Source organism: Streptomyces sp. NPDC059851, from assembly GCF_042732005.1.
Classification (GTDB): Bacteria; Actinomycetota; Actinomycetes; order Streptomycetales; family Streptomycetaceae; genus Streptomyces.
The window spans coordinates 1-12493 of record NZ_JBHWJJ010000025.1; the positions used below are offsets into that span (position 1 = coordinate 1).

General features: G+C 72.5%; 12 protein-coding genes and 1 pseudogene. 3 read left to right on the forward strand and 10 right to left on the reverse strand.

Features of this window, described 5'->3' with window-relative positions:
- The first annotated feature begins 156 nt into the window (after positions 1-156).
- Complete coding sequence (locus ACFV7Q_RS11695) at positions 157-360, forward strand: hypothetical protein (RefSeq protein WP_385426940.1); 204 nt, start codon at positions 157-159, stop codon at positions 358-360.
- Positions 361-442: 82 nt separating this feature from the next.
- On the opposite strand, the gene ACFV7Q_RS11700 is transcribed toward ACFV7Q_RS11695, so the two are convergent.
- From ACFV7Q_RS11700 to ACFV7Q_RS11725, 6 genes and pseudogenes are all read right to left on the reverse strand, one after another.
- Positions 443-808: a hypothetical protein gene (locus ACFV7Q_RS11700; protein WP_385426942.1), complete on the reverse strand. Its 366-nt coding sequence runs from the start codon at positions 806-808 to the stop codon at positions 443-445.
- 39 nt (positions 809-847) lie between these two features.
- Positions 848-1111: a hypothetical protein gene (locus tag ACFV7Q_RS11705; protein WP_385426945.1), complete on the reverse strand. Its 264-nt coding sequence runs from the start codon at positions 1109-1111 to the stop codon at positions 848-850.
- Between the two features lie 268 nt (positions 1112-1379).
- Positions 1380-2159 carry a hypothetical protein gene (locus ACFV7Q_RS11710; RefSeq protein WP_385426948.1) on the reverse strand — a complete coding sequence of 260 codons (780 nt, stop codon included), beginning with the start codon at positions 2157-2159 and terminating at the stop codon, positions 1380-1382.
- A 19-nt stretch (positions 2160-2178) separates the two neighbouring features.
- Positions 2179-2493: a hypothetical protein gene (locus ACFV7Q_RS11715; RefSeq protein ID WP_385426950.1), complete on the reverse strand. Its 315-nt coding sequence runs from the start codon at positions 2491-2493 to the stop codon at positions 2179-2181.
- Between the two features lie 669 nt (positions 2494-3162).
- Positions 3163-4053, reverse strand: a complete 891-nt coding sequence (locus ACFV7Q_RS11720) for a helix-turn-helix domain-containing protein (RefSeq protein WP_385426953.1) — start codon at positions 4051-4053, stop codon at positions 3163-3165.
- A gap of 249 nt (positions 4054-4302) precedes the next feature.
- Positions 4303-5325 (reverse strand): annotated as a pseudogene (locus tag ACFV7Q_RS11725) (alpha/beta hydrolase fold domain-containing protein).
- 770 nt (positions 5326-6095) lie between these two features.
- Between ACFV7Q_RS11725 and ACFV7Q_RS11730 the strand changes: the two are divergent.
- A complete protein-coding gene (locus ACFV7Q_RS11730; protein ID WP_385426956.1) occupies positions 6096-6494 on the forward strand; it encodes a hypothetical protein in 399 nt (132 codons plus the stop codon).
- A 76-nt stretch (positions 6495-6570) separates the two neighbouring features.
- Here ACFV7Q_RS11730 and ACFV7Q_RS11735 read toward each other — a convergent pair whose 3' ends face one another.
- Entirely contained in the window at positions 6571-7431 is an 861-nt protein-coding gene (locus ACFV7Q_RS11735) for a DUF4389 domain-containing protein (RefSeq protein WP_385426959.1), read from the reverse strand.
- A 186-nt stretch (positions 7432-7617) separates the two neighbouring features.
- Entirely contained in the window at positions 7618-8784 is a 1167-nt protein-coding gene (locus tag ACFV7Q_RS11740) for an alpha/beta hydrolase family protein (RefSeq protein WP_385426962.1), read from the reverse strand.
- A 279-nt stretch (positions 8785-9063) separates the two neighbouring features.
- Here ACFV7Q_RS11740 and ACFV7Q_RS11745 point away from each other — a divergent pair, with 279 nt between their 5' ends.
- Positions 9064-9981 carry an immunity 49 family protein gene (locus ACFV7Q_RS11745; RefSeq protein ID WP_385426965.1) on the forward strand — a complete coding sequence of 306 codons (918 nt, stop codon included), beginning with the start codon at positions 9064-9066 and terminating at the stop codon, positions 9979-9981.
- 121 nt (positions 9982-10102) lie between these two features.
- Here the strand turns inward: ACFV7Q_RS11745 and ACFV7Q_RS11750 are convergent, their stop codons facing one another.
- Positions 10103-11182, reverse strand: a complete 1080-nt coding sequence (locus ACFV7Q_RS11750; protein ID WP_385426968.1) for a PP2C family protein-serine/threonine phosphatase — start codon at positions 11180-11182, stop codon at positions 10103-10105.
- Between the two features lie 231 nt (positions 11183-11413).
- Complete coding sequence (locus ACFV7Q_RS11755) at positions 11414-12106, reverse strand: DUF4232 domain-containing protein (RefSeq protein WP_385426971.1); 693 nt, start codon at positions 12104-12106, stop codon at positions 11414-11416.
- Positions 12107-12493: the final 387 nt, after the last annotated feature.

Consider the following 12493-nt stretch of genomic DNA (forward strand, 5'->3'; position numbering starts at 1 on the left):
CCCTCAACCGAGACCTGCATCACCCGTCCACAACCTCCCGGGACAGAACAACTAGCGCCACCCCTCCGCTACAACCGGTGATGCTCGTGATGCGTGGTGTCACGAAGCGTGTCACCGTGGGGGAGGAGAATCCATTCGTCACGAGGAGTCGCCGTCATGGGCGGTATGCAGAACAAGCGCCAGAAGCCGGGCAAGGGCCGCGAGGAGCAGGAGCGGATGGACCGCTCGGGCCAGGACCCCACCCAGTCGGGCACCGGCCAGGAAGGCGGCCGGGGCAAGAGCCCGGAGGAACTCAGGCGCCGCCAGGAGGAGATGACGCGCCGGCGCGAGGAGGACGAGATGCGCGACGACGAGCGCTGACCGGGACGACACCGTCACGTCCACGCACGCAGGGCCCGGCCGGGGTTCGCCGTCATCACCTCGGCCGGGTCCTGTCACGTGTTCAGGCGAAGTCGGGCACGCCCTGGCTCCCGCCGGCGCCGGCGATCCAGCGCTGGACGGCCGCGTTGGCAGCGTCGTCGAGTGCCGACAGGGCCTCGATGGCGTGCAGGTCTCCGGCGAGCGGCGGGATGCCGGCCGCGGTCAGCGCCGCGTGCAGCTCAAGGCGCCGGCGGTGCACCGCGCTGAGCCTGCCGGCACGCCGCTCCTCGCGGTCCCGCACCGGGGCAGGGGCCGGGTCGGGGTCGGGCAGCGGGGGCCGGGCGGGAGGGTTCCCGTAGCCCTCGAAGTCCCGGGCCCCGGGGAAGCGGTAGGGGTCGAGCGCGTCCTGCGGTGTCGGCGCGGAGGACGAAGCTCGCCACGTGTTCATGCAAGAACCTCCTGGAATTCTGTCGCTGGTCGCAGGGGGTCAGCGCTGCTGCTGGTCCTGCAGCGCACGTGCCCCGGCGGTGATCACCTCGGCGAGCTGGTTGGCGAGTGCCACACTGCATCCGCCGAGGCGGACGAATCCGCGGCAGCCCACGGGCCCGTCGTTGGCGAGGGAAGGGAGGACCAGGCCGGCCAGCGCGAGAGCGGCCTGGAGGTTGGCCACGGCGTCCTGGCCGGCCTGGTAGGCGGTGTCCTGGAGCTGCCGGTACCGGACCCGCTCGGCGTAGGAGGGCTCGTGCATCATTTCTGCTGTCCTCTCTTCAAGGAGCGAGGGGGCAAGGGGAGGAAGAGGAGCGCTCCGTGCGTTCCTTCGCACGGGCAGTGCCGAAGAGCAGTCGTCGAGATTGAGATCAGCCCGTGACCTGTTGGTTTCGACCGTCGTTCCTGAGGTGAAAACGATCATTCTGGTGAGCCCCGGGAAAGGACCGCGTTCTCCATGCAGTTAGCGGCTGTCGCGTCTTCGTCCGCGTCTTCGCCCCCGGCGCCGGGCGCGGAGGTCCGGGACGCGGCCGTCATGCTCCGTAGTGGAACGTGGGACCTGCGGAGGGCATCCGGTTCCGGTGGCGCGGCATGGGGTTGCGGGGTGGCCGGGTGAGCGTGATCTGACGTACGAGCTGTTGGAAGCATGCGAGCGCGGCGATGGCCGGAAGCGTGGCCGCAGCCTGGGCGGCCAGCGTTCTGGGCGCCTGGGCCACGCACAGGAACGTGGCGAGTGTGGAGAACAACAAGACGATGGACCACGAATGGACGGCGCGGCGCTGGTGCAGGGCGGCCCTCAGGATGGAGAGGGAGGCGACCATCCAGGGTCCGTAGATCAGCAGTGGCCACCAACTGACCACGTCATGGGCGGTACGAGGGGCGGCGCTGTGACGAAGGGCGTCGCAGATGGCGAGGCCGCTGAACACGCTCACCACGGCGGCGATCACGGCGACGAGCACGGCGGTGAACAGGCTGCCCGTGCGCAGCAGGGTGCTGAACGGCGTCTTCGATGCGGCGTGGCGGTGCCCGCCGGAGGGCTGCGCCTGCGGCAGCGTGATGACGCTCGGTGGTCCGGCCGCCATGGCGGCGGTGCCGGCCGTGTCCGTCGTCTCGTCGAAGGCGGCGCGGTCGAAAGAATCCGTCTGCCTGGGTGCCATGGAGTCCTGGAGGAGGTAGGCGAGCTCCTCCGCCGGATCCCACGGGGTGTGGACCTGGCCCAGCCCGAGCGCCGACGGCCCCGTCGCAGCGTGCTGTTCGACGTCCGGGCCCGGCCAGAACACGCGGGTCTCCGGCTGGGGGCGGGAGCCGTTCATGTCGTGGTGACCGTATGTCTCATACACGGCAGGCCGCCCCTGCACGTTCGTCGGTGCGCGTGCCGGATGCGGTCGGCGGTGTCGACCGCCGGTTGAATTCGCTGTGGATCGCACTCATCGCGTGCAGGAAGTCCTCGAAGATCGTGGAGGAGTAGCTCAGCTCGATCTTCCTCCCGTCGTGCTGCAAGGTCGCGTGCGCGACCGGCCCCAGGCCCAAACCCGATGAACCCGGTGTGAACGTCCAGCTCCCGATCCGGGTGGCACCTGAACCGGACGCGTGGCCCTCCCCTTCCGCGTGCCGACGGAAGGCTGCTGAGTGGTTTGCTGTTGTCATAGTCCAACCAACGCTCCCGGCGCCGCAGTGGGTATGCGCCAAGCAGGTGATGATGACGCGGCGCCCGAGGGTTGACCCGTCCTGGTGCGGCCGTGCCGCCGGCCCGGGCCGACGCAGTACGACGTGCCTCCATCCGGGTCACGTTGCATTGCCGCAGCTCAGCAACGCGTCGGTGCAGCAATGCGGTTCATGGCGACCCGGGTCCACGGCGCGTCGGAACGCGGGGCGGGCGCACGGCGGAGTGCAACGGGTGGCTGCAATGAGGTGACAAGGCGCAACCCCGCATATGCCCCTGCGTTATTTCGAGGTGTTGCCGAGGGCTCGGCTGCGGGCCCCTGTTGATCGAAACGCCTTCCGAAAGGATCCGCTGTGGCAGACGTCTTCCTGAGGATCATGTTGATCTGCGCCGTGCTCGGGGTTTTCGGGGCGGCGTGGAGATCGTCCGGGGTGGGCGGACTGTGTCACAGGGACGCCCTCGAACTCAGGCGCCAGCAACGCTTCCGGCACGTCCTGACCCTCAATACCCATGCCGTTTGGCTCTCTCACCAGCAAGCGGCAGCAGTGGCCGAACCCGTACCGGAACTCCCCCGGGGTGCGCAGTGCGCGGCATGCGGAGCCACGTCCGGTGTCGTCGGGTGGGCCGAGCCGTAGCGGAGTGCTGCCCACCGTTCACGGGATCCGGCGGTGCCGGACCGTGCCGGTGCCCGTACCCGTGTGGGAGCGGATGATGTCGCTGATGAACCGGCGGCTCTGCTCCGGGCCGAGTGCCTGTGCCTGCAGGTGGTCGTACATGAGGTGGTACGGGTGGCGGTCGGCGGGCTTTTCCAGGTACAGGTCGCTGGTGAACCGTTCCAGGTACACGACTCCCGCGTCGGTGTCCGGGAAGGTGAGGATGGAGAACTGGCCGGAGACTCCGGGATGTGCCCCCGCCGTGTGCGGGAGGACCTGCACGGTGATGTGCGGCTGACTGCTCAAGTGGTTGACGTGTTCGAGCTGTTCACGCATGACGTCGGCGGTGCCGACGCTGCGGTGGAGGGCGGATTCGTCGAGGATGGTCCATAACCGGAACGGCCGGGCGGGGTGGTGGGCGCGGTGCTGGCGCCGCAGCCGTACCTCCAGGCGCGCCGCGGCCTGTTCGGCGGTGACGTGCGGGTCCGACTCCCTGATGACGGCCGCTGCATAGGCGCGCGTCTGGAGGAGGCCGGGAATCACGAGGGGCTCGTAGGAGTGAATGGAGGCTGCTTCCGTCTCCATTCCGACGTAGACGCTGTAGGGGACGTCGCCGTACGCGACCCACCAGCCCCGGCGGCCCGACTCCTTCGCCATCCGCATCAACGAGCCGACGAGCGCCCGGTCGGTGACCTCGTACAGCTCGCACAGATCGCGCACGTCCCGGGGGTTGATGGCGCGGCGTCCGGTCTCGATGAGGCTGATCTTGGACTGGGACACCAGGAGCCGGCCGGCCACCTGCTGGTGCGTCATCCCCGCGGCGTGCCGAAGCCGGCGGAGTTCGGCGCCCAGGCGGCGCCTTCTGATGGTGGGGCTTCCGTTCGCCGCCATGGGCGGTCTACCTCCAACTCCAAGATTTCACGCAGGAATGCACAATCCAGGGCCGAAGCGGCAAAAGCATTCTGCATAGCCGGACCGACGCGGAGTGAACACCGACGGCGAAGATCACCTATCCGGCTCAAAGTGCACTGCTGGAAGCGCCTGCCCCGTGCTATGCAGCGTCAGTGGCGCGGCAACCCCCCAGCGCGCTCACGGCAAACCGGCTCCGCGTACACCCCCCGGTGACACCCCAACGAACCGTCACCGCACCGGACACGGCCGGTACAGGATGCGCCGGAGCCAGCGGGTGCGGGCGTTGCGGGCGTCCCGGCTGAGGGCGGCCTGCGGGGCGGGCGCGTCGAAGCCGTGGAACGCGCCGGGCCACACGTGGAGTTCGGCCTGGCCGCCCGCCCGCCACGGGGCGGTGGCGTACGCCACGTCCTCGTCCCGGAGGGTCTCGGCCGACCCGATCTCGATGTGGGCCGGCGGCAGGCGGGACAGGTCGGTGGCACGGGCGGGAGCCGCGTAGGGAGGCAGGTCGGCGGCAGCGTACCGCTCGCCGAGGAGCGCCTGCCAGGCGGTGGCGTCGGAGGTCCGGTCCCAGGTGTCGATGCAGGCCATCCGGTGGCTGAGACCGTGTCGTTGCGGTCGTCGAGCACCGGGCACAGGAGCAGCCGACCGATCGGTGCCGGCCCGCCGCGGTCACGGGTGAGCAGGGCGAGTGCCGCGGCGAGGCCGCCGCCGGCGCTCTTGCCGCCGACGACGATGCGGTCCGCGTCGACGCCCGGTTCCGCAGCGTGCTCGGCCACCCGGAGGAGCCCGGCGTAGCAGTCCCGCAGTCCTCCACCGGGCAGGGGTACTGCGTTTGCGGTGCGAGCCGGTACTCGACGGAGACGACGACCAACTCCGGCGTGAGGAACCACTCGCGGAGCGATCGGCGGAGGACCGACCAGGCATTGCCCGTGATCATGCCGCCGTCGTGCATCCAGTACGGCAGCGGCAGGGGACGGGCGGTCCCGGCCGGCCGCGCGCGCTCACGAGCGTGACCTCCGGCCCGTCCGGCGCCCCCGGCACACGCAGCTCATCCCCTGCGAACCGGCCGTCGGCCCGAAGATCCCGCGCCGTCGGCCCGGGCCTGGCCGCGGCATCCCGCTGTTGCCGTTCCGCGAGGTTCTCCGGGGTGAACGGCGCCCTCGCCCCGGTGCTCGAAGCCGCCAGTGCGGCAGCCAGTTCGGGGTCGACGGGGGAGCGTCCCGGGCGGCGCCATCCATGGACGGTAGTCAACCGCCCGGCCCCGCAAGGGCGGGGCGCCGGTCAGCCAGGGGATTCCTGGAGGTGGGCGGCGTTCAGGGTGAGGTTTCGTAAGGCGGCGGTCGGGGTGGACGCGCCGTTGACGCCCGCGGGGAAGGTGTCGCAGCGCCGCCGCCCTGCCGCGGAGCGGCTCGGTACGTACACAGCGTGTTCCGGGCCGTGCGGACGGGGTGGTGGGGTGCGACACGGCCCGCACGTCACCCGGGGGCGCACCGTCCGAGCTGTGCGCCCGGCGGAACCGAGCCATGATGGCGGAAAGGGAAGGGCACCCGCGGGCCTGTTCGCGGGCGCCCCGATCGAAAAGCGACGGCACGTTCCGGCGGGAGGTGGCGCGTGCACCTGGACGAGTCCCAGAGGGCCTGGGCCACGATCATCACCGTTGTCAGCGTCATCCTCGCGGATCTCGCGGCGATCATCCTGATGAACACCCTCGGCCGCTGACCAGGCACCCATCGGTGGCCGGAGCCCGGGGCCCCCGGATGCACCGGCGGTGGCCGAGAACGGCCGCACACCGCCCGCGAGGCCCTTGAACCGGTGATGGCCGGCAACGGCCGCACACCGCCCGCGCCGCCTGGCCGGGCGCCGGGGACCGCTCCACCAGGGGCGCCGCCCCCGAGGTCGGGATCGACCATGCCGACGACGACCCGGGCCAGTGCCGGGGGACGCGCCAGCAGTGGAGCCCGGCTCCCGACTGGACCTCCCCGGTCCGCCTCGACACCGACAACCGGCCGGGCGGCTGCCAGATGGCGTTCGGTATCGCCGATCCCTCCGGCGCCCTCGCGGGCGTCAGCGTCACCTACACCTGGCAGGCCTGGCAGGGCGGCGACGCGGGCCAGTGCGGGAACCACGGCACCCACGTGGTGCCCGTGGCCCCCGTCCGTGCCGTCGGCAACCACATCCGGGTCGACACCGACGGGCGACCGGGCGGCTGCGACCTGACCTTCGCCGTGTCGGGCCGCACCGACGTCGGCCTCGACGTCCAGTCCTACGGCGACGACGACCTCGGCCAGTGCCCGAGCCACCTGCCGGCGGGCCAGTACCGCACGGCCTCCTCCGCCGCCCCCGTGACGGTCCGCGTGGACACCGACAAGCGTTCCGGCGGCTGCTGGCTGGCGCTGCGCCTGCGTCGCCTGGGCCGGTAGCGCAGCCCCTGATCCGGCGCACCGCATGAGGGGCCGGCGTCCCCCTGAGCCGGTGCGGGCCGTGCGGTGCGCCGGTTCAGCTCCCGGCGTCGTACCGGGTCGCCACGTGCGCCGCCCGGCCCATCTCGTCGTCGTAGTACCCCTCGTTGCGCACCCTGGTGGAGAGGCCCGCCAAGAGGCCGAGGACGAGGAAGGCCACGACCAGCACCTTGGCCCCGGTGCCCAGCACCAGCGGCCGGGTGGCGGACCCCGCCGCCCGGGCGCCCGGAACCGGGGTCCGCGCCGGCGGCGGCGCGCCGTACCCGGGGCCTCGGGACGGCGCGTCGCCGAACAGCCGCTTGGGATAGGCCGAGGTCAACATCATCACGTACGCGAGGGTCCGCATCCGGAACCGGAGCACGGCGGCGGACGCCTCGAACACCGCCTGCGGCATCCGGCCCAGCACGAGCGTGATCAGCCAGAACACCCAGCAAATGGCGGCCCAGCCGTACTGCAGGAGGGTGCTCACGAACACGGCGGGGATCATCAGGATCAAGCGGAACAGTACGGCCAGCCGGTTCAGCTCGCCGGGCCGCAGCTCGATCTGCGCCGGGTAGCCGGGCGCGGCGAACGCGAACGGCGGGTACTGGTCGACCAGCAGCATCGAGCTGGTCGTGACCCGGGTCGCGTACGCGAGGTAGTCGCCGAGGAAGCGGGCGATGCCCTCCGGTAGCCGCCCCTGGACCAGGGCTGCGAACCAGCCCACGATCGTCACGAAGAAGGCCGCGATGCCGAGCACGGCCACCACGATCATCTGCGGGACCAGCAGCAGCCACCGCAGCAGCACGGTCCAGCGCCGCTGCCGGCCCGGCGCCGGCACGTCGAGCTCCGGCAGGTGTTCGCCTTCCGGCAGCCCGTGCTCGGCGGCGGGCGGGCGGGGGGTCCAGCCTGTGGTCATGGGTGCCTGCTTACGGTGGCGGTGGGCAGGGACGGGAACACCACCCGCGGTACCCGTTCGGGAACCTCCCGGGGTTCCGCGCGTAGGCGAAGACATACGTACCTCGCCGTGCCTGCCGGTCAAAGCACCTGAACGCCAAGTTGGCCCGGCCGGAGGCATCCGCCGGTCCGGCCGGGCACCGTGCGCTCAGCGCCGCGTGAAGACCACTTCCGGGTCGGCGGGCGTCGGCCCGTCCAGCCGGGGCGCCGGCAGCCCCTTCAGGTGCCGGTCGAAGAAGTCGCCCACGTAGGTGCGGGTGATCTGCTGGGCGCGGGTCCCCGACAGCGGGGTCTCGGGGTGCGCGTATCCGGCTTGGTCACCGAGGACGGGCCAGTCCGTGAACCCCGGATGTCCCCTGCCGCTGATGGTCAGCCACCTCTTCCAGCCGTCCATCCGTGGCCAGGCCTCCTCCCAGCTGTTGTCCTCGAAGTCCGGCGGCAGCAGGGCCGGGTCGCCGCCGAGCAGCAGGAAGGGGCGTCCGCCCAGCCCGCCGGCGGGGAGCGGGGTGAAGAACGTCCCGTCCATGTTCACCCCGGCGTCCACGCGGGGGTCCGCGGCCATGGCCGCCGCCGCGGACGCCCCGCCGATGGAGTGGCCCGCCATGCCGGTGCGCCGGGTGTCGATCAGCCGGGAGTACCGCCAGGCGGGGCGCTCCCCGGTGAGCCGGTCCAGCAGGAAGGCGACGTCGAGGGCCCGGGCGTCGGACACCCTCCCCAACGACCGGTCGGGGAAGACCAGCTCGCAGGCCCGGCAGCCGAGTACCCGGCCGCCCGGGAAGGCGGTGCCGTCCGATTCGTACGCGTGGTCCACCGCGGCGACCACGTGGCCGCGGGAGGCGAGGTCTTCCGCGAGCGTGCTCAGCGAGGCGCGTGGCAGTGTGAATCCGGGGGAGAGGATGACCAGCGGGTACGGCCCGTGCGCGGATCGCGGTAGGGCACCGGCGCGGGCGTGGGTACGAACCGCCGCGAGCTGCTCGGCGGTCGCGTACCGGCCGAGTTCGCCCCGGTCGGCGAGGAGTGCCTGCGCCTCTGCGACGGTCATGTAGTCGGCGGGCCTCCCGGTGCCCGCGACCGCGGGGTAGTAGAGCGACAGCAGCAGCTCGCGGTGGGCGGACGGCACCCACGGGTCCTTCCGGGCCCGGTCGACCAGGTGCAGGGTGTCCCGTCCCACGGCTAACGGACCGGTGGGGTGCGGAAGTTCCAGCCTTCCACTGCTCTGTGCGGACGGTGCCGGGCCGACGGGGGCGGCCGCGGGTGCGGCGACCGCCGCGGGCGCGCCCGCCAGCAGCAGCCCTGCCGTGGTTGCGGCAAGCACGCGGATGATCTTCTTCAGGCCCGCACCGTACCGTACATGAGGGTAGGCTAACCTAACCCAACTACTTTTCCCGCGTCGTGAGCGGCAGGGCGCACGGGCGGCGGCGGTGTCGTCCAGCAGGGCGGCGCGCCCTGCGCCGTGTCGCCCGCCCCCGGTGAGTGGAGCAGCGCCCGGCGTACCCGGCCCAGCACTCACGACGCCCGGGATCGGCATCGATGTCAGAGCCCGTTGCTAGCGTGCCGTGCGTCCGGTCGAGAAGATCACGAGAGGACGGCACCGGTGCAGGAAGTGACGCGCCACCAGATCAGTGCGGAGCGCATCTCCGAGGCGCTCGAGGACATCAACCGGCGGGCCCGCGGCCGCTGGCACGGGATGCGCTGGGACAACCCGACCCCGCGGAGGATCGAGGAGATGCGTGACGAGCTCCTCGACTACGTGGCCGCCCGCACCGTGGAGAGCCCCGCCCTGGACGGGCCGTCGCGTACGGCGCTGCGCACCGCGGCCGAGTGCGGCCTCGGAGTGCTGAGCCTCGGCTGCTTCCCGGAAGGCGACCAGGAGATCCGCTTCCCGCTCATCGGCGAGGAGCTCAACAGCGATGACATCGACTTCGGCGACGTGATCGCGTACACCCCCGGAGTGGAGGCGCCGACGGCCCGGACCTGGCTCGACACCTTCGCGATATGCCTCGTCAGCGGATTGACCCGGGACCGGCAGCGGGTCGTCGGCCTGCTCCTGCGCCACGACTACGCCCCCACGATCCACGACGGCCTGCCGTACTCGCGCCTGACCTCGGCCTCGGCCCCGGCGGACCTCGCTGCCATGGACGCCCTGTGCGGCTACCTGACCCCCTCGCGCGGGCACCTGCCCCGGGACCGGCCCCGGGTGCCCCTGTGCAAGCCCGGCGCCGGCGAGCGGGCGGAAGCCGCCGCCCGGCTGGATGCGGCCGGCCCCCTGACGCCGGACCAGCGCCTCCTGCGCGTACTCCTCGACGACGACCGGCACGCCTTCGAGCGGGCCCTCGCGGCCCGGCTCGTCGAGTACCGGGAGGGCGCGGGACCGGATCCCGCACCCCGGACGCTGCTGCCGCTCGACACGCTCGCCCTGGCCGCCCTCGCGGTCCAGGTGCACGGGTGGGAGTTGGGAATCCGCTCCCCGTACCTGCCGCCCGACCTGCTGGGGTCTGCGGTGGCGCCGTAGCGGGAGGCCGGGGCGGGGCCGGCGGGCGACCCGGGCCTGCCGGGTGGGGGAGCGGCGCCCGCCGCGGTGTCAGACGGGGCCCTGCGGGGCGATCGCGAGGAGGGCGACGTCGTCGTGGAGGTTACGGGTGTGGCGGGGGGAGGTCGGCGTTGAGGAAGTTGGCCACCTCCGCCGGTCCCGGGGCCGGACGGCCCGCGAAGCGGTGGTGGAGCCGGTCCAACAGCGGATAGAAGTCGCCGTTGTGGTCGCGGGCCTCCACCAGCCCGTCCGTGACCAGGACCAGGACGTCGCCCCGGGTGAACCGGTGGCTCCACACCACCGGCCCGTCGGCCGCGGCCAGGCCGCCCAGGCCGAGCGGCAGCGCCGGCGGTCCCTCCAGCACGCGCACCTCGCCGCGCGAGATCAGCACCGGCTCGACGTGCCCGTGGTTGGTGAACGTGACCTGTTGGGCCAGGCTGTCGTACTCGACCAGCACCGCCGTGGCGAAGAGTTCCTCGTCCGGGATCTCCTCGGCCTCCCGGGCCAGCCGGCGCTCCAGCCGGGCCGCGACCGCCGCCAGGTCCTCCGCCTCGTACGCGGCCTCGCGGAAGCTCCCGAGGATCGCCGCGACCGTCCGGACCGCCTGGAGGCCCTTGCCGCGGACGTCGCCGATGATGGCGCGTTCCTCGGCATGCGTGGCCCGGCTGTCGAAGAGGTCGCCACCCACCATGGTCCCCGCCTCGCTCGGCCGGTACAGACCGGCTGCCAGCACGTGCCCGACCTCGTGCGGTACCGGCCGCAGCAGGGCCCGCATCAGGGCCTCGGCGACCGAGTTGGCGTGGACGAGGCTGCGTTCCTGGCGGGTCCGGTGCGCGGCGAGCGCCGTTGCGAGGACGCCGACGACGGCGGTGGCGATGTCCGCCGCGACGTGGTGGGTCTCCCCCAAGTGGTCGGCGCCGGCCGCGAGGAAGCCCTCCAGGAGGATCGCGAACACCGTGAACACCGCCACCACGACGGGCCCGAAGGCGTACGAGGCGATCGCGGGCAGGGCGACGAGGAACAGGCTGACCGCCCACTCCTTCTTGATCGTGACCTCCAGGAAGAGGACGAGCCCCACGTAGACGAACGGCAGCCACAGCATCCACGGAGGTGGCGCGGGCGGTGCGAAGCCGTCCTGGTCCGCGCCGACCGTGAGGGGTCCGCCCCGGGGCCGGCGCCTCACCGTCCGCCCCCGGACGCAGTCCGCACCGCCGCCCACCGCCGGGACCTGGGCACACGAGCCTCCTGACACGAGCCTGCCGACGGTCACAGCCTGAGGAGGGGGGCGGGCCGAACCGACCAGTACGCCGAACGCGGCATGTTGCCGACCGCCGGCCGGCCCTGCCCCTTCACCCCGCACCCGGATCGCGGTCCCGGCGGACACGGCCGTTCGCGGCTCCCGGGGCGACGCCCGTCAGGAGGGCTTGACGGCCGAATAGGCCGTGACGGTCGCCTTGCCGTCGCACAGGGCGAAGACACCGTCGTCGAGGGCGATCTGGTGCGCGCCCGCGCCCGGCACCCCGATGACCAGGGTGGGGAACGAGGCGGGTGCCGCCCCGGACACGCAGTAGCCGTCCGCCTCGCCCTGCACGTTGACGAAGGTGAGCTTCGTCCAGGCCCGGGCGCCCGGCGCCAGCGACACCACGCCGGCCGACCCGCTGTGGGTGGTCGCGAGCGGCACGTTCTTGTCGGGCGACCCGTTGCCCGCACCGGCGACCGTGGGGAAGCCCTGGACCGTACAGGTGCTCTTCGAGGTGTTGGTGACGGTGATGACGGCGGCGCCGGTGCCGGTACCCTGCGGCCGGACCGCGGCCTGGCGGGCCTCCGTGACCTTGACCTCCTTGACCGTGCAGGGCTTCGCTCCGCCGCCGGTCGCGGTGGGGGAGCCGGAGGCGGTGGGGGAGCCCGGGGCGGTGGGCGTCGCCGATCCCGAGCCACCGGACCCGCCCGCGGTCGCCCCCGGAGCCTGGGATTGAGCGGACTGCGAGGGCCCGGCGGGCTGTGCGTCGTCCTCCCCGGACGGCGTACAGCCCGCCACGAGGGCGGTGGTCGCCACTGCCGCCACCAGCGCGGCCACGGTCTGCCGGACACCTGCTGCGTACTGCACGGGATACCTCCTGGAGCCCACGACCGGGCCCACGGCGGCCCGTACGCCCACGGACACACCACCGCACCGCTCCGGAGTTCCCGCCGCCACACTGTTGTGTTCCTCCCGTGACACCTTCATGACCTGGTGACCTGGTGACCTGGTGACCTGGTGACCTGGTGACCTGGTGACCTGCGCGAGGGCGACGGACCGCCGACCGCAAGACGGCACATCGCGTCAGAGACGCGGGCGATTCCGGTCATACCGTTCCGTTGTGGAGGACGGGTCGACCGTGCTGGTCCAGAGTGGGAAACGCGCCGGGGTGTGGACGAAAGTCCGTCACCTGTGCGGAATGTGACGGCGGAAAAGGCGGGAAATGCGTCCTTGTGCGCGCCCGCCGGACCCTCC